This window comes from Nitrospira moscoviensis, from assembly GCF_001273775.1.
Classification (GTDB): domain Bacteria; phylum Nitrospirota; class Nitrospiria; order Nitrospirales; family Nitrospiraceae; genus Nitrospira_D; species Nitrospira_D moscoviensis.
Map to the genome: position 1 here is coordinate 1,730,022 of NZ_CP011801.1, position 17,641 is coordinate 1,747,662.

Below are 17,641 nucleotides of genomic sequence, written 5' to 3' on the forward strand. Positions count from 1 at the left end.
CATGAGTAAGATCGTCGTCGTCGATGATTCGTATGCGGAACTGCAAATGATCGAATCCTATCTCAAGGCCGCCAACCATACCGTCGTGTCGTTTCCGAACACCGACAAGCTGGAAGACAAGATTGCGGCGGAAAAGCCGGATCTCATCGTGATGGATGTCGTGATGCCGGGACGGAACGGGTTTCAGGCCTGTCGCGACTTGAAGAACGACGACCGTTTCAAAGGCATTCCGATCGTGCTCTGCACGTCGAAAGGACAGGAGAGCGACAAGTTCTGGGGACAGCAGCAGGGCGCCAACGGGCATGTCGTGAAGCCGTTCAAATCGGAAGATCTGCTGGCCGCGGTCAAGCGGGCGCTGGGCTGACCAGGGCTCTGCCACACCTGTCACCCCGTAGGAGATGATGGCATCGACGGTTGAGCAGCGACAATCCGGCGCCCCTCCGGCATCCGAGCACAGCCCCTCCGCCGTGCCTTCGAGGATCTGTCTCCTGACGTTGGGCGGCGAGCTGTTTGCGATCGATCTCCGCCATATCCGCGAAGTCTTCGAGCTGGAATCGGTGACCCCGGTGCCCGGCATGCCGGCATCCTTGGTAGGGGTCGCCAATCTGCGGGGCACGGTGGTGCCGCTGGCCGATTTGCGGCCGCAGTTGGGCCTCCCCGCCGCCGACGTTCCGAAGTATGCGGTGGTCGTGCGATACGGCGCCCGACAGGTCGGGATCCTGGTCGACGAGGTGCCGGAGATCCGGACGATCCACGCCGACGATCTCTTGGCCGCCTCCGCGCGGGGCGTGACCGAGAGCCGTCCCTTCCTCTCGGGACTCCTCAAGATCGAGGATCGCATGAGCGGCATGGTGGAAGTGTCCCGGCTATTGGCCTCTGTCGAAGGAGCGATCCACTAGAGGCGCCGCGGCCGGCGCCCGGGCGACGAGCCACACAAGCACGACGGTGACCAGCGGCATTCACTATCCCGAGGGCTGAGGAGGAGGGAAGTCATGGCGAGGCACAGCAAGGCATCCAAGACGTGGTCGGTGCAGTCCTGGTTCCAAAACTTGAAAACCCTGCCCAAGCTGATCGTGGGGTTCTCCGCCGTCGGCGCCATCATGATCATGGTGGGGTTGGTCGGTCTGATCGGTCTGAACAAGCTGAAAGGCGAGTTGCAGACGATTTACGACGGATCCACCCTCGCCCTTTCCAATACCGGTATCAGCAGCACGAACCTCGGCCTGTACCACGACGCGCTGTTGGGCGCCGGCCGCCACACGAGAAAGGGCGACTTCGAAGAGGCGATCGCGCCGCTGGCCGAGCTCAAGAAGCAGACGCTGGCGCCGCTCGACGCCTATCAGGCCTCGGAGCTCCACGAATCGTCCACCGGCAGGAACGAGGGCAAGGACCTCGCCGCCCTCAAAGCGGCGCTGAAGGAATACTTCGCCTCCGCGGAAGGCGCCGTCGGCGCCTTTGCCGACAGCTACGCCTCGTCGCTGTCGGACGATCAGAAGCAAGCCATGCGGGATCTGGGTAACCTCGCCTTGTCCGTCGAAGTCGCCAACAAGTACAGCACGGCGACCCTGCGCGTGCGCGAGTTGATGTCCACCATTCGGGAAATCGCCAAGGAGCTGAACGAGAGCGGGCAGGCGGAGGCCACCTACCGCACCAACGTCGTGCTGCTCGGAGGATTTGTCGCGTTGCTGCTCGGCGGCGCCATCGGGTACTTCCTGGCGCGGTACATCGCCCGGAACATCGTGCATGTGGCCGACGTCGCCGAACAGGCCGCGGCGGGCAACCTGCAGGCCCGCGCCAAGCTCGAAAGCGACGACGAGGTGGGTCACATGGCGAAGGCGTTCAATTCCATGTTGGACCGGATCACGGCCCTCGTCTCCACCGAGGAAGAACGCGACATGATGCAAAAGCGTCTCATGAACTTCCTGGTCCTGGTGTCGGAAGTCGGTAAGGGCGACCTCACGAAACGCGGCGAGGTGACGGCCGACATGTTCGGCAACCTGGCCGACGGGTTCAACCTCATGATTCAGCGGTTCGCGCAGCTGATGAAGCAGGTGCGCGAATCGGCCGAACGCGTCAACCGATCCGCCGGCGCCCTCCGGGACAACGCCGGGCAGATGGCCGGCACCGCCAAACATCAGGCCGACGAATCGGTGAAGGCGCTCAGCGCCGTGGAACAGCTGGCCGTCTCCATGCGCCAAGTCGCGGAAACCGCCGGCGCCTCGTCCGAATCCGCCCGGCAGGTGTTGCAGGCCACGGAGCGCGGACGCGTGGCCGTGCAGGAAACCGTGCAGGACATGCAGAGCATCCGCTCCGCCGTGCAGCGCATGTCGAAGCAGGTCAAAGCGCTCGGCGATCGGTCGTTGGAGATCTCACAGATCGTGTCGACCATTCGCGAAATCGCGAACCAGACCAACCTGCTTGCGCTGAACGCCGCCATCGAGGCGGCCGGCGCCGGCGAGGCCGGCGCGCGGTTCGCCGTCGTCGCCGACCAGGTGCGGAAACTGGCCGAAAGCTCCACGCAGGCGACCCGCGAAATCGCGGACCTCGTGAAAGTCATTCAGAGCGAAACGCAGGACGCGGTCGTCGCGATGGAACACGAGACCCAGGCGGTGGAAGCCGGATCGGCCTCCGCTCTCCGGACCGGCGACGTGTTCAAAGAAATTTCGGCGATCGCCCAACGCTCCGCCGAGCTGGCCCAAACCATCGCCGCCTCCGCGGCCAATCAAACCGCCTCGACCGATCAGGTGGGCCGCTCGATCAAGGACTTCACCGGCGGCGCCGTGGCGACCCAGAAGGCGACCGACTCGGCGCGCGCGACCGTCGAAGACATGGCCAAGCTGGCCGAGAGTCTGACGGCCTCGGTGGCGCAATTCAAGTTGGCCTAACGGCGGTGACCGCCCGGGGATGATCGACAGGCTCCGGGGTGAAGAGGCAGCATGGAGTCCGATTTCGATCGCCAGAATCTCGTCAGTATTTTTGTCGCGGAAGCGTCGGACGGGATGAATGTGCTGACTGCGGCCCTGCACCCCGCGGACGGCAGCGTGCCCCAACCACAGCCGCTTGAGGAGCAGTACATCGTCGCCCACCGCATCCGCGGCGCCGCCGCGCTGTACGGCTACGCCGGCGTCGCGCGTCTCGCCGAGCGTCTGGAAGCTCTGCTCGAACAGGCCTCAGCGATTGCGGAAGCCGACTGGCTGCGCGCCGTCGGGGCTATGCGCGAGATCGTCCAAGGGATCCAGTCCCAGGTGGAGTCGATCGGCCGGGGAGGGCCGGAAGATCCGGCGGGCGTCGACCGCTGCCTGGCCTCCTCCGGAGGGCTCCTGCCCCCGCCGGACGCCGAATCGTCCACCCCGGCGCCGGCGTCGGCGTTGACCCAGGATTACCTCGTGCCGACCCTCGATGCGGACGTGTTGTCCTATTTCGTGCCGGAGGCCGAAGAGTATCTCGATACGATCGACGGCCTCGTGCGGACGCTGGACGCGAGTCCGGGGGATGAGGACGCGATCTACCGGCTGTTTCGCACCGCCCATACCCTCAAGGGATCCAGCTATACCGTGGGGTTTCACGCCATCGGGGATCTGGCGCATCCGATGGAAGATTGCATGGCCGCGGTGCGGGAAGGACGCGCCAGGCTGAGTCGCGAAGTCTTACACGTGATGACGCAGGCCGGCGGCCTGATCCGGTTGCTGCTCCGGCGCGATCCCGCCCATGCCGCGCGGTTGCAGGCGGAGATTCCTCCGGTGCTCGGCTGGCTCAAGCAGCTGGCCGATGGAAAAGCGGTGGCGCTTCCCGGCGCCGCTCCCGTCGCCGTGCTGCGACCGGACGCTCCGGTTCCCGCGGCCGCGGCGCCCGCGGCGGAGGCGGAACAGCCGGCGAACCTGAGCGATGAGTATTTGGTGCCGCATCTGGACCCGGAAGTGCTGTCCTACTTCGCTCCGGAGGCGCAGGAGTATCTGGAAACGCTGGAAGCCAATCTGCTCAGGCTGGACAAGGATCCCCAGAACAAGGAACTGATCAATCAGTTGTTCCGCACGGCCCATACGCTCAAGGGCTCGGCCTATACCGTCGGGTTCCAGTCGATCGGCGATCTCGTGCACCATCTGGAAGACTTCATGGGCGCGGTCCGGGACGGCCGGCTGGCGGTCAAGGCCGGCCATACCGACGTGCTGCTGCGCGCGGTGGACGTGGTGCGGGTGCTGATGCGCCGGGATGTGAGTATGGCGGCCGTGACGCGGCAGCGATTCGCCGCGGCGCAGTCGGAGTTGAAGCGCCTGGAGCAGGGCGACGTGGTCGACCAGCCGATAGCCGAGATCGGTCTGGCCGCGCCGGCGGCCGGCGAGCCGGCTGGCGAGGAGCAGGCGCAGGGCAGGGGAGCGGAGGGCAAATCGGCGGAGGACCGCGAGGTCATCCGTGTCAGCCGCGATCGGCTGGAGCGTTTGCTGAACCTCGTCGGCGAGTTGGTGATCGGCCGCGGCCGTCTGGAACAGCGGCTGCGGGTGCTGGAGCAGCTTTCGCAACAGGTCTTGGCCTGCAAAGCCCGGCTGGTGGACGCCGTCCAGTCGTTCGAAGAAAAGCACACGTTCACGTTCCAGCAAGCCGCACCCGCCGGTCCGGTCGAGGCCGCGGCGCAAGCCTTCCCGGGCTTGAGCGATTTCGGCAGCCTGGAGCTGGACAAGTACGACGACTTCAACATTTTGGCCCGCCGCATCAGCGAGGTCACCGCCGACATCAGCGAGTCGATGTCGCAGTTGAGCGGGTCGATCCGGCGCTCGCATGACGACATGAGCCAGCTGCAGCAGCTGACCCTGGGCATGCGGGATGAAATCGCCCGCGCCCGCATGGTGCCGATCGGCACGCCCTTCACCCGGTTCCGCCGGGCCATCCGGGAAATCGCCCGCGCCTCCGGCAAGGAAGTATCGTTGGTCACGTCGGGCGAACATACCGAAGTGGACACCGGCGTCGTGGAGCGTCTAGTCGATCCGCTGATTCACCTGGTGCGCAATGCGGTCTACCATGGCATCGAACCGGCCGCGGACCGCATGGCGAAAGGGAAGCCCGCGTCCGGGACGGTGTATCTGCACGCCGCCCACCGCGGAAACTCCGTCATCATCGAAGTCGAAGACGACGGGGCCGGGTTGGATCTGGCCAGGATCCGGGCCAAAGCCGTGAAGCTCGGCTTGGTCCGGCCCGATCAGGCGCAGGCCATGCCCGACGCCGAAGCGTTGAAGTTTATTTTCGCGCCGGGATTCTCGACGGCGGAGAAGATCGGCGATCAGGCGGGCCGGGGCGTCGGCCTCGATGTCGTCAAGCGCGTCATCGAAGGCATGAACGGCCATATCAATGTGGAAACCCTGCCGGGCGTCGGAACCAAATTCACGCTCGATCTGCCGCTCACCCTGCTCATCGCCACGGCGCTCTTGGTGCGGGGCGGGAGCGAGCGCTATGCCATCCCGCTGCCCAGCGTGCGCGAAGTCACCATGCCGACGGCCGCCTCCATGCAGCGGATGGGCGAGCAGACCGTGCTGCATCTCGGCGAGGAAGCGATCGAGGTCTACTCGCTCCGGCATCTGCTTCGGCGGGAGCCGGGACCGGTCGACATCGCCATGCCGATCGTCATCGTGCGGACGGTTACCGGACCGGTCGGGGTGGCGGTGGACGAGCTGCTGGGGCGGCAAGAAATCGTGATCAAATCGCTCGGCTCGTTGAAGCCGCTCGAGCGATCCGTCTTCGGCGGCGCCACGATCGACCCGGAAGGGCGTGTCGTGCTGGTCATCGATCCGGGCCGCTTGACGGCGCGCGGCGAACGGGAGGCCGTGGCCGAGGCCGGAACGCAAGAGGCGCCGCTTCTGCCGGACGCGACCCTTGACCCGGAGGAGCCGTCGGACGATCAGGCCGGCGCGCCGATTCTCCTGATCGACGACTCGTTGAGCATCAGAAAATTCGTGGGCAGAATGTTGGAGAACGCGGGATACCACGTCGACACCGCGGTGGACGGAGAAGACGGATTGCGGAAGGCCGCGGCCCGCTCCTACCGGCTGATCTTCACCGACTTGGAAATGCCGAAGCTGAACGGATTTGAAGTGATCCAGGCGCTGCGCAGCCGCCCGCAGACCCAGCAGACGCCGGTGATCGTGATGACCACCAGGGCGGGCGACAAACACCGCCAAATGGCCATCAGCATCGGCGCCACCTCGTATGTGGCCAAGCCGGTGGAAGAGCGGGCCCTGCTGCAGGAAGTGGAACGATGGGTGGGACGGGCGCCGGCCGTGCGCAAGTAGCCGCGTCCCCGTCAGGGACAGATCATGCGTAAGGCGAGACCATGAGTTTGCGGGGGCGTCATGCGAGGGCGTCGGTTGCGCCGACCGTACGGTTTCTGATCATCTCCCTCGGCGGGGTCTCCTTTGCGCTGCATGCCGATCGGGTGCAGGGTTTGTTGACGGTCGACGAGGCGGGCCTCGAGTCGGTCATCCGCGTGCAGGGGGTTCCCTATCCGAAGATCGATCTGGCGTCGCGCCTCCGCCTGGCCCCCGGGAGCGATGGGCCGGAGACCCGTTTCGTGCTGCTGGCCAAGGGGGGCCAGCGGGGCCATCTGCGCGTGGACGTGGTCATCGGGTTGAGGGAAGTGGAAGCGTCCGAAGTGCGTCCCCTGTCGCGACAGTTTCAGGGCGACGAACAACGGTGGTATCAAGGTCTGATTCTGGTCGAGGAAAGCGTGGCCTTGATTCTCAATCCGGCATGGGTGCTCGAAGGCGTGGAAAGCGGTCCCGCGGGCGGATCGGTGGGGCCGAGGTTGGAACCGCGGCTGATCGGGCAGCCGGCCGTGGCCGGAGGGATGGCATAGACGATGCTCCGATCCGCACTCGGCAGAGCGCACACGGTCACCGCGAGGCCCTGCCCGCTGCTGCTCTTTTCCGTCGGCGGCCGCCGCTTGGCGGTGAAGACCGACGAGGTAGCCGGCATCTCGCACTGGCCGGGCAGCATCCCGGTGCCCAGCCGCACGCCCTTTGTGTCGGCCGTGGTGCGCCGGGACGAAGACGTGCTGCCGGTGTTCGATCTGGCGGGTCTCCTGCATGTGACGCCGCGCGGCGAGGCGTTGTTGTGCGTGACGGCGAAGCATCCGCGGGGACCGATGGCGATCTGCATCGACGAAGAGATGCCGGTGCTCCAGACGCTCGACAGCGGCGCCATGCGCGCCTATCGGGGGGGCGAATTCGAAGCGGTCGGAAGTTTTGTCCACGGGCCGGACGAAATCCCGATCCTGTCATTTGCGAAACTCGGAACGGTCTCATAAGGGACGAATTGTCACAACGGGTGGAAGGGAGTGGGTATGCCGAAGATCCTGGTGGCCGACGACAGTATCGCGGTCCGGAAAGTCGCGGAGCGGTTGCTGACCGAGGCGGGGCTTGGAGTGACGCTGGCGGCGAACGGAGAGGAAGCGCTGGCGTATCTGTCGAAGGAGCGGCCCGACGTCATCGTGTCCGATGTCATCATGCCCGACAAAAGCGGCTATGAGGTCTGCGCCTTCGTGCGCGGCAATGCGGCGCTGGCTTCGACGCCCGTGCTGCTCATCTCCGGCATCGTCAACGACGAAGTCACGAAGCAGGCGGAATCCTGCCATGCCGACGGAGTGCTGAAGAAACCGTTTCAAGGCACCTCCTTGAAAGATCGGGTGATGGAGCTGCTCGCCAAGCGCCAGGAGCCGGCGTCGGCCCCCGCGCCGCGCAAGGCTCCCGTGCCGGCGCCTGCGCCCGCCGAGCAGCCGAGTGGGCCGCGCGTCTCCGAGGAACAGTTGGAGACTTATCGTCAGGCGGTCGCGGGGTTGAAGGAAGCAGAAGGACTGCTCGATGCCGAGCGGGCGCGCGCCGCGGAGCTCGCCAAACGGGTTGTGGAACTCGAAGCCTCGGCCGCACGAAGCGCCCAACTGGAGCCGCAGTTGAAGGCGGAACGCGAGCGCGCGGCGCAATTGACCGAACAACTGTCTCAACAGGAGCGGCAGCTGGCCGGCCTGGCGGAGGCGGAACGCGCGCTGAAAGCCGAGCAGGCCCTCGCCGCGAAGCTGAAACAGGAGATGCAGGGACTGCAGAAAGCGGTCAACAAGGTGGCCGAGCTCGAGGCGACCCTCAACGCCGAACGCGCCGCCGCGGCGCAGCTCGTCCAGCAACTGACCGGTTTGGAGAAGGCGGCGGCCCGCGGCAAGGAGTTCGAAACCCGCCTGGCGCAGGAAGAGCACCGTGCCGCCGACTTGGAACGCAAGTCCGTGGAAGCCGAATCGGCGCTGGCCGGCGAACGGGCGCGGGTCGGGGAATTGAGCGGCAAGCTCGCGGAGGCCGAACGTCAGGCCCGGCGGGTGGATGAGCTGGAGGCGCAGTTGGCGGCCGAGCGGCAAAAGACCGCGGACAGCGTCAACCGATTGGAGCAGACCGCGGCCAAGCTCAAGGAAGTCGACGCGCTGTTGGCCACGGAACGGGATCGCAACGCCCTGCTGACCCGCCGGGTGTCGGAAACCGAACAGGCGGCCGAACAGGCGACCAAGCGATTCGAGGAGATGGCGCGCAAACTGGGTGAAATCGCCGGCTTGGCCTCACAACTCGGCCACGGAAAGAACCGATCCTAATTAGCCCTGTCGGATCTCCGCATGTCCGGGATGTGTCCGAGGAACCAGGACCGATGGCCGTCGAAGCAGAAGATGATTTCCAAAAAGAACTCATCGAACTCTTCGTGCAGGAGGCGCACGAGTGGCTCCAGCAGATTCACGTCGCGTTGGATGAGCTGCAGCAGGGCCCGGCGTCCGACCGCCATCTGAAGCTGGCCCAGACCATCAAGGCCGGGATTACCAATCTGGGAGGCTCCGCCGCCACGATCGGGCTCGACGAGGTCGAACGGGCGAGCTTTGCGGCCCTGCCCTTCGTCGAAGCCGTCCAGAATCCCGCCGCCGCTATTTCCGCCAACGACTTCCTCATCCTCTGCAAGCAGCTGGGCCACATTCACCAGGCGCTGACCCGCGCGACCGGGGTGACCTTCGAGGCGGACCAGGCCGCGGCATGCGAGTCGCTGCCGGTGACGATCCCCGCCGGCGAGCTGCTCGCGGGCTTACAGGAGATGGAGCGGCGCCTGGCCGGCTCCTCGGCTCCGTCACGCAACCTGGTCCAGACGATGATCAGCCAGATTCAGGGCCTGCTCAACAACGGGGTGGCGCAGTGCGACGTGAATTCGATGCGCGACTTCCTCGGGCGGTCGGCTGAGGCCGACGACGCGTTCTTGTCGGCGGTGCAGCAACAGGTGCCGCGCGTCAGCGACGGCATTGCCCAACTCAAGATGGAGACGGATTTGCCGGCGCGGGCGCCGGAGCGGATGCAGGCTCTTCAAGAGCTGGTCGCCTCCCTCTGGACGTCGGCGCAGCAGGTCAACGCCTCGCAGGCCATGACCTTTTTCATGGGGCTGCACGGTTTCCTGGCGGTCGTCTCGCAGCAGCGGGTGGCGATCGCCGCCCGGCGGTACGAGGCCGTCGAGTCGCGGCTCAAGGCCGTGATGCCGGCCGTTCAATCGTGGGTGGAGGCGGGCCGCGTGGAACGGGCCGCGGTCGGGGAGTTGCTGCCCGCCCAGGCGTAGCCCATCGGAGGACACGGAGCCGTGATTGTTTCTGCCGTGGATGCAGCGCCGGCGCCGGCCGCGTCACAAGCCGGTCCGGTGGAATGGTCCTATGAGGGATATTGGGGCCTCGCGGCCCGCCCGTTCGACAATGTACCCGACCCCCGGTTCTACATCCCTTCCGCGCAGCATGAAGCGGCCAAGCGGCGGATCCTCTACGGCATCCACGGCCCCAAAGGGATCGTCATGTTGACCGGTGAGATCGGCAGCGGGAAGACGCTCATGACCCGCGCGCTGGTGCTGAGCTTGCCGCACACGCGGTACGATGTGGGGCTCGTGGCGAATCCGTCGATGCCGGAGGAGGAGTTTCTCGGCGAGATCCTGTTTCAATTCGGCATGGCGCCGGGCGGGAGCAAAGCCGAGCAACTGCGCAGGCTCAACGAACGGCTGCTGGCGAATCATCAGCACGGCATCGAGACGATCCTGATCGTGGACGAGGCCCAGGGGATCCGGCACGATGAGGTCTTCGAGGATCTACGCCTCCTCAGCAATTTTCAATTGAACGACCGATGTTTACTGACGCTGGTGTTGTTCGGCCAGCCGGAGTTGCGGGAGCGGGTGGCGCGTATCCCGCAACTGGCGCAACGCGTGGCGGTGCACGCGCATCTGCCGCGCTTCACCCGGCCGGAGACCAAGGCGTACGTCCGCGGCCGCCTCGTCCTGGCCGGTTCCACGCGGGATATGTTTTCTCCCGGCGCGCTGGCGCAGATCCACGCGCAGACGGGCGGCATTTGCCGCCTGATCAATGCGCTCTGCGACGCCTGTCTCGACGCGGGGCGCCGGGCGGGCGCTTCCCGCGTCGGCCGTCGCCTGGTTGGCCGGTTGGGCCAGGAGCTGCTGTGCGCAGCGCAACACCGAGAAGGGATATGATGGGTCATGACTTGGTATCGTGACGCGGAAGCCGAACTGGGCGAAACGGCGGCGGCCGTCCAACGCCAGCGTCCGCTGCAACTCGAGCGGCTGGAGGTGCTGGCCGCGCGGCTCGTGTCGTCGCTCAGGCAGAACGACGAGTTGGTGGTGGAGGCGCTGTCCGGTCCTGCGGGCTCGCCGTTGATCACCAATCTCGTCAACGTCGCGATCGTCGGCACCAAAGTCGGCATCGGGCTGGGCTATTACGGCAAGGAGCTGGAACACTTGGCGTTGGCCGGCTTGGTTCACGACATCGGATTGTTCGCCGTGCCGCAGTCGATCCTGACGAAGGCGGGGCGGTTGACGCAGGATGAGCGGCTGCTGATCGAGCAACATCCCGAATTGGGGTATCAAGTCGTCCGCCAGGCCGGCCCGGAGTACGAGTGGCTGGCGCAGGTCGTGCGCCAGGCGCACGAGCGGTCCAACGGGCAGGGGTACCCGGCCCGGTTGAAGGGCCGGCAGATCGGCGAGATGGCCCAGATCCTGGGCGTCGTGGACGTCTTCGATGCCTTGGTGAGCGAGCGGCCCTATCGCCGGCGGCTGCTGCCGCACGAAGCCGTCAAGGAATTGTTGGTCAGCGAACGGTCGACGTTCCCCCGCGAAGTGCTGAAGGCGCTGGTCGAGCAGCTCTCCGTCTATCCGCTGGGGACGACGGTGCGTCTGACGACGGGAGAGGTCGGGACCGTGATCCGCATCAACAGCCGCTATCCGCTTCGCCCGGTGGTGCGGGTGAACGAAGACGAGGGGGGAGAGCCGTCGGACGGCCGGGACGTCGATTTGAGCCTGACGCCGCTCGTCTCCATCGTCGCCACGCTCAATCCTCCCGTCGTCGGGCGGGTCCGCTTCGCCGGCGGCGGGATGAAATCGGACGCCGTCTTGTCGGGCTGCAGGGCCTCGGATCATTTCACGTCCTTGCTGGAGAGCCTCGACGCCATCGCGACGGCGATCCAAGGGGTGGTCGAGACCCGCATTACTTCGCAGGCGGAACCGGCGGCCCGCGCGCAAGAGCCAGCGGACAGCGCGGGGCCGGCTCCCGAAGATCGCGCCGACCAGCCGTTCCGCAACGAGATCGTCGGCCTGTTCGCGCTGGAAGCGCGCGAATGGTTGGCGCAGATCCAAACGGCCTTGAAGCAGCTGGGCAACGGAGCGGAAGGTCCGGTGCGCTCCAAACTCTATGGGTTTATCTTGAACGGCGTGACGAACCTCGCCAAGTCGGCGTCCACCGTGCAGCTTTTCGAGATCGAGGCGATGGCCTCGAACCTCCTGCCGATCTTGCGGGACGCGGGCCGCGCCCGTGCCGATACGCTGGCGGAGACCCTGCGGTCGTTCGGAGCGGGCCTCGATCGGATTACCGCCGCGGTGCAGCGTCTCGCCGGACAGGAGTCCGCTGCGGAACCGCCTTCCGCACCGCCTGACCAGATTGCGGAGCAGCGCGGAGCGGTGGAGCGGACCGAACCGGCGGAGCCCCCTCTGCCGGCGGCGTTGCCTGCTCCGGTTGCGCCGGAACGGATGCCCGCGACAATGCCGTTGTTGGACGCGTTGCGCGAACTCCAACAGGCCCGCGCCCGGTCGGTGCAGCCGGCGAGGGACGTGTTGGAAGCGGTCATCCAACGTGCCGAGGAAAACCAGCCGGCGCCTGAGCGCATCGACGCCGCCGCGATCGAGCGCATCCTGCGCGAGCTGGATGAATTGGACGAAGCCTTTCTGCGCGAGGTGCACGAACGAGTGCCGGCAATGACGGAGATGCTGGCCCGGTTGCGCGAGCAGGGCGCGCAGGATTTTGTGACGGCGTCGCAGCTCGATCCGATTCTGGCGCATCTGGAAGCGCTGCACGAATCGGCCAAGACGATTCAGGCGGCGACGATCACGATGTTCTTGCAAGGAGTGAAATCCTTCCTGACGGTCACGGCTTACAGGAAAGTGGCGACCTTGCCGCAGCGTCTGGAAGCGGTCGAGGAACGACTGAAGGCCCTCGTGCCGATGGCCGAACAATGGGTCAGCTTGGGACGTATGGAGCGGGCCGCCATCGAAGAAATCCTTCCTGCTTAATCACAACCGACTCACAACCGGCCGCCGCTCCCAAATGCCTCCCGAATCGGTCTGCTAACCTCTTAATCTATCAAGAGTGCCCAATAGATTGTGGTGCGTGTTCCGCTGCCGCCGATTCACGCGAACTATTCGATAATGTTGCGCAATCACTGCCCAAGGTTTGGGCATCCTGCTCGATCTCGCCGCCCGCCATATGGAGAACCGCTCATCCACATGGATATCCACAAGCCGCCCACAGAATTTGTGGACAGGACGGCTTCGGAGCGGAAGCGCCGAAATGGAAATTCGCTTGAGCGATGAGGACGAAGGCGATTCGATCGGCGATCGGTCTCTCGCACAGCGGCGAACCATCGTCGCCGTCACGAAACCGCAGGCTTGAAGAAGTCGATCGATCGACTGCACGCGCAACGCGGCTCGGTGAGACGCGATCGTTTGCGGGCGGTTGGAAGGGGCGTGACCCGTGCGACAAACCGGCGGATAGACGATTGACCGACGGCGCCGGGACAATGCGGCAATCTGTCCGTTCATTGTTGTACGATTGCGGTCCTGATCGGGATCGTTATAATGCGCCCCGGTCACATCAGTTCATTCCATTCAGATCGTGGAGAGGGCCATGCCGAAGCTCGTCACCGTGCGCCGGCCGGAGGAAACCAGAAGCCAGGCGCAGGAGTACGTCAAATCGTACATCCTGTTTCCGTCCGGGGTGGTGGGATTGATTTGTCTGGTCGGAGGCGTAGGCGGATTGGGGTATCAGCTGATCGCGGCCGACAGCTACACGTGGGACACGTTCTACCAAAGCTCCGGGCTTGTCGTCTTGGGCGTGCTGCTCGGCGTCGCGCAGACGCGGTACCAACAGTATCTGTACCGGCAGTTCCCGGAGGTGTTCGCGGCCCGATGGCGCATGGCCTCCGCCAGGTATGGGAGCAAAACGAAAAAGGAGACGCAGCCGGCGAAGATCGGCCATCCCGGTCGCCGCTTCGTGGCGCCGGCCTATGTGGCAGGGATCGTCCTGTTGCTCGGCGGCGCGATCGCGGCGGCGGTCTATGGAGAGGTGGGTCCCGTCCCGGCGTTGCTCATGCCGTGGGCCGGATTCTACTGGGCGCGCCTGTTTTTCTGGCGCAAAGTCGTGCAGTAACGGCCGGCGCACAGTACTTATTTTTTGCCGCGCCGTTTCTTGTCGCCGGTTTTTGCCGCCTCGCGCGGACGGCCTTCCAGCGCCGCCACCCGCTGCTCCAGATTCCTGACGAGTTGTCGCAGTTCCGGTAACCGCGGGATCACCGCCTGCGCCTTCATCCATGTTTCGTGCGGCATCACCGGCGCCCCCGACACGATTTGGTTCCGTTCCAGGCTCCGATTCACACCCGTGCGCGCGGCGATCATGACTTGGTCGCCCACGTGCAGATGGTCGCCGAGTCCCGCCTGTCCGCCGATCATGACGTGATGGCCCACCGTCGTGCTGCCTGCGATGCCGACCTGCGCGACGAGGATCGAATCTTCGCCGATCGACACGTTGTGGGCGATCTGCACCAGATTGTCGATCTTCGTGCCGCGTTTGATGATCGTATCGCCGAGCGTCGCCCGGTCGATCGTGACGTTGGCGCCGATCTCCACGTCGTCTTCGATGACGACCCCGCCGAGTTGGGGAATTTTATGATGCCGGCCCTCATGCTGCACGTAGCCGAACCCGTCCGCGCCGATCACCGTGCCGCTGTGAACGATGACCCGCGCGCCGAGCGAGCAGCCTTCCCGCACGACGACGTTCGGGTACAGCACCGCGTCGTCTCCGATGGCGCAATCCGCGCCGACGAACACGCCGGGATAGAGCGTGACCCGATTGCCGATCGTCGCTCGATCTCCGAGCGTCACGAAGGGCCAGATGGACGGGTCGCTGCCGATGCGGACGCCCGCTCCCTGCGAGACCTCCGGGGCGATGCCGCGCGGAGCCGGTGTGGCGACGAAAAAGTGTTGCGCGACCTGCGCAAAAGCGAGGAGCGGATGGTTCACGACGATTTGAGGAATGGCCAGCTCGGGATAGCGGCGATGGACCAGCAGGGCTCCGGCGCGCAGGTTCTGAGGCGACTTGAGCGCTTTGTCGCCGGCGATGAAACACAGAGCCGACGGAGTGGCCTCCTGCAGCCCCGCGAGCGACGTGATGGTCGCGCCCGGGTCGCCATGAAGCTCGCCGCCGACCAGCGAGTGGATCTGGGAGAGGGTGACCGGCGCAGCGGAACGGGGAATGGCCATCGCGCGTTATCGCTTCTTCTTCCGAGGCTTGGGTTTGGCGGTTGCCGGCTTGGCTGCGCGGACTTTCGCCGGTTCGGCGGGCGTCAGCCGTCCCTCGACGTACGCGGCGACGGAGCCGACCGTCGTGAGGGCGGTCAAGTCCTGGTCGGGGATTTGGATGTTGAACGTTTCTTCGATCTTGTACAGCAGCTCGATGACCGCCATGGAATCGAGGCCCAGATCGTCGCGTAAATGATGCTCCTCGGTGATCGAGGCGGCGTCGCGCTTCAAATACTCGGCGAGCGCCTGGATGATCTTGGAGACGATGGCGCGATGCGTCATGGCATTAGTCCTCGTCGCAACACATGATGCGAATTTCTCACGCCGCGAACTTTTTCAGGACCACGGCGGCGTTGTTGCTGCCGAACCCGAACGCGTTCAAGAGGGCGGCGCGGATTGTGCGCTCCTGGACCGATCGGCTGATCCCCGCCAATCGGCAGGCCGGGTCGGGATGGTCGTAATTGGCCGTCGGATGGATCTGTCCCGTGTGGATGGCGAGGGAGGTGGCGACGGCGCCGAGCGCTCCGGCCGCGCCGAGCGTATGGCCGATGAGGGACTTCGTCGCATTGACGGCGATCTTGTCCGCGTGGCCTTTGAAGAGCTGTCGCACGGCCTTGGCTTCCACGGCGTCGCCGATGGTGGTCGACGTCGCGTGGGCGTTGATGTAGTCCACCTGAGCGGCGGCGATGCCGGCGCTGTCCAGCGCGAGCTTCATCGTCATGGCGACCTCCGCTCCGTCTTCCCGAGGAATCACCATATGATAGGCCTCGCTCGTGGCGGCATAGCCGGCCAGCTCGGCGTAGATGCGGGCGTTGCGTTTCCTGGCGTGGGCCAACGATTCCACGATCAGCGCGCCGGCGCCTTCACCCATCACGAAGCCGTCGCGGCCCTGATCGAAGGGACGCGAGGCTTTGTCCGGGTGATCGTTGTATTTGCTGGAGAGCGCCCGCAGCGAGCAAAAGCCGGCGAAAACCAGCGGCGTAATGCTGGCGTCCGCGCCGACCGTGATCACGACGTCCGCCTGGCCGCTGCGGATGCACTGGAGCGCCTGACCCAGCGCATGCGCGCTGGACGAGCAGGCCGTGGAAATGGTCAGGTTCGGGCCCTTCGCCCCGGAGGCCATCGCCACGATGCCGGAGGCGCTGTTCAGCGTGATCACGGGAATGAAATTGGGGTGAACGCGATGCGGCTTCTGCTGCTGATACAGCTGCGTGATTTCCCGCTCGCCCATCACCATGCCGCCCATGCCGGCCCCGACGATCACCCCGACCCGGTGCGGGGCTTCTTTCGCCATCACGAGATCCGCATCGGTCAGGGCTTCTTTCGTCGCGACGAGCGCGAATTGCGCGTACCGGTCCACGCGGTCGGCTTGCTGTGACGGCAAATATCGCTCGGGCGAAAAATTACGGACCTGGCCCGCCACCTTGGAACGATAGCCGTCCATCGGAAAGGGATCGAAGGACTCGATTGCCGTGACGCCGGAGCGGCCGGCCAACGCGGCTTTCCAGAATTCGCTCACGCCGATGCCGATCGGCGACACGACGCCGAGGCCGGTGATGACGACGCGGGTGGACAAAACAGCTCCTTCCTCCGAATAGCTCGTGCCTCTACTTACCGGAAGGTGTGCACGCAGTCAACCGGCGGATTCAATGCAGCGGCTCAATAGCGGACTTTCAGCAGCAGATAGAGGCCGAAGCTCGCGAACAGGAGATTCGCCATCCATCCGGCCAGCATCGGCGCGAGCACGCCGCCGCGTCCCAGCGCAATGGCGATGGAATGGGTGGTCCAGTAGCAAAATCCCACGATGAAGGCCTGGCCGATGCCCATCGCCATGCTGCCGCCGCGGACGCCGCTCCGCCGCAAGCTCAGCGCGATGCCGACGATGACCATGATGACCGTCACGAAGGGAAAGGCGAGCCGGCCATAGTAATCCGTCAGCAGGCGCGTGAACGAGAACCCTTCCTCCCGGAAGCGGGCGACGTAGTTGCGGATCTCGCGGAAGGTCATCGTCTCCGTGTCGCCCGACAACGAGCCGGCGAAGTCGTCCGGAATGAGCGGGATGTCGACCGGCTGTTCGGCGAAGGCGATGAGATCCACCGTGCCGTCGGGCCGGAACCGCCGCTGGTGGCCGTTCATCAGGATCCAGCCGTGCGGCGTATAGCGGGCCTGGTCCGCTTCGGTCATGCGATCCAGCCGGAATCCGCGACCGAAGTGGAAGAGCCGCACGCCGCGGATCGTCGCGCCGCCCCGGTCCACCTGGTCGACCTGCATCAGCGCCTCGGCGCCGATCCGGGCCCAGGGCTGCGACGCCTTGACCGTCAAGGGCAGGGCCTTCTTCTCGATCTGAATGAGCCGGATCGCTTCGGCCTGTTCCGAGGCGAGCGGAATGATCGTGGAGCTGAACGACAAGAGGATCAAGGCGATGCCGACGGCGAAGACGACAAAGGGCGAGCTGATCCAGGGCAGACTGATGCCGCAGCTGCGCATGGCGGTGATCTCATTGCTGCGCGAGAGGAGGCCGAGCGTCAGCAGGGTCGCCATGAGGATCGCCAGCGGGGCGATTTGAAACGAAATGGCCGGCACCTTCAAGGCGAAGTACAGGAGCAGCGGCGCCCAGCTCACGTCGTACCGGAGGAACCGGCGGATCTTTTCGAAGAAATCGATCACCAGATAAATCGTGAGCAGCCCCGCGAAACACATCAGGAAAATCTTGGCGTACTCGCGGAAGATGTAGCGGAAGAGGATGGTCATA

The 17,641-nt window shown here is 65.4% G+C and carries 15 protein-coding genes; 11 read left to right on the top strand and 4 right to left on the bottom strand.

Annotated features, from left to right (window positions below; translation table 11 throughout):
* The first annotated feature begins 1 nt into the window (after position 1).
* The 11 genes from NITMOv2_RS08495 (at position 2) to NITMOv2_RS08545 (ending at position 13,741) form a co-directional block, all read left to right on the top strand.
* Entirely contained in the window at positions 2-364 is a 363-nt protein-coding gene (locus NITMOv2_RS08495) for a response regulator transcription factor (protein ID WP_053379456.1), read from the top strand.
* Positions 365-398: 34 nt separating this feature from the next.
* Positions 399-899, top strand: coding sequence for a chemotaxis protein CheW (locus NITMOv2_RS08500; protein ID WP_053379457.1), 501 nt, complete (start codon positions 399-401; stop codon positions 897-899).
* A gap of 93 nt (positions 900-992) precedes the next feature.
* On the top strand, positions 993-2,885 hold the full coding sequence (locus NITMOv2_RS08505; RefSeq protein ID WP_053379458.1) for a HAMP domain-containing methyl-accepting chemotaxis protein: 1,893 nt from the start codon (positions 993-995) through the stop codon (positions 2,883-2,885).
* A gap of 51 nt (positions 2,886-2,936) precedes the next feature.
* On the top strand, positions 2,937-6,278 hold the full coding sequence (locus NITMOv2_RS08510) for an Hpt domain-containing protein (RefSeq protein WP_053379459.1): 3,342 nt from the start codon (positions 2,937-2,939) through the stop codon (positions 6,276-6,278).
* A 41-nt stretch (positions 6,279-6,319) separates the two neighbouring features.
* Positions 6,320-6,841: a chemotaxis protein CheW gene (locus tag NITMOv2_RS08515; protein ID WP_053379460.1), complete on the top strand. Its 522-nt coding sequence runs from the start codon at positions 6,320-6,322 to the stop codon at positions 6,839-6,841.
* 3 nt (positions 6,842-6,844) lie between these two features.
* Positions 6,845-7,291 (top strand): chemotaxis protein CheW, encoded by a 447-nt coding sequence (locus NITMOv2_RS08520; protein ID WP_053379461.1) that lies wholly within the window; start codon positions 6,845-6,847, stop codon positions 7,289-7,291.
* A 36-nt stretch (positions 7,292-7,327) separates the two neighbouring features.
* Positions 7,328-8,614 carry a response regulator gene (locus tag NITMOv2_RS08525; RefSeq protein ID WP_053379462.1) on the top strand — a complete coding sequence of 429 codons (1,287 nt, stop codon included), beginning with the start codon at positions 7,328-7,330 and terminating at the stop codon, positions 8,612-8,614.
* Positions 8,615-8,667: 53 nt separating this feature from the next.
* Complete coding sequence (locus tag NITMOv2_RS08530; RefSeq protein ID WP_053379463.1) at positions 8,668-9,609, top strand: hypothetical protein; 942 nt, start codon at positions 8,668-8,670, stop codon at positions 9,607-9,609.
* Between the two features lie 21 nt (positions 9,610-9,630).
* Positions 9,631-10,518: an ExeA family protein gene (locus NITMOv2_RS08535; protein ID WP_145976236.1), complete on the top strand. Its 888-nt coding sequence runs from the start codon at positions 9,631-9,633 to the stop codon at positions 10,516-10,518.
* Positions 10,519-10,524: 6 nt separating this feature from the next.
* Positions 10,525-12,606, top strand: a complete 2,082-nt coding sequence (locus NITMOv2_RS08540; RefSeq protein WP_053379465.1) for an HD-GYP domain-containing protein — start codon at positions 10,525-10,527, stop codon at positions 12,604-12,606.
* 613 nt (positions 12,607-13,219) lie between these two features.
* Complete coding sequence (locus NITMOv2_RS08545; RefSeq protein ID WP_053379466.1) at positions 13,220-13,741, top strand: hypothetical protein; 522 nt, start codon at positions 13,220-13,222, stop codon at positions 13,739-13,741.
* Positions 13,742-13,758: 17 nt separating this feature from the next.
* Here NITMOv2_RS08545 and lpxD read toward each other — a convergent pair whose 3' ends face one another.
* The 4 genes from lpxD to lptG form a co-directional block, all read right to left on the bottom strand.
* Positions 13,759-14,850, bottom strand: coding sequence for a UDP-3-O-(3-hydroxymyristoyl)glucosamine N-acyltransferase (gene lpxD / locus NITMOv2_RS08550; RefSeq protein WP_053379467.1), 1,092 nt, complete (start codon positions 14,848-14,850; stop codon positions 13,759-13,761).
* A gap of 6 nt (positions 14,851-14,856) precedes the next feature.
* A complete protein-coding gene (locus NITMOv2_RS08555) occupies positions 14,857-15,171 on the bottom strand; it encodes an acyl carrier protein (RefSeq protein ID WP_053379468.1) in 315 nt (104 codons plus the stop codon).
* Between the two features lie 37 nt (positions 15,172-15,208).
* On the bottom strand, positions 15,209-16,465 hold the full coding sequence (gene fabF / locus NITMOv2_RS08560; protein ID WP_053379469.1) for a beta-ketoacyl-ACP synthase II: 1,257 nt from the start codon (positions 16,463-16,465) through the stop codon (positions 15,209-15,211).
* 83 nt (positions 16,466-16,548) lie between these two features.
* Positions 16,549-17,640, bottom strand: a complete 1,092-nt coding sequence (lptG, locus tag NITMOv2_RS08565) for an LPS export ABC transporter permease LptG (protein WP_053379470.1) — start codon at positions 17,638-17,640, stop codon at positions 16,549-16,551.
* Between the last annotated feature and the right edge of the window lies 1 nt (position 17,641).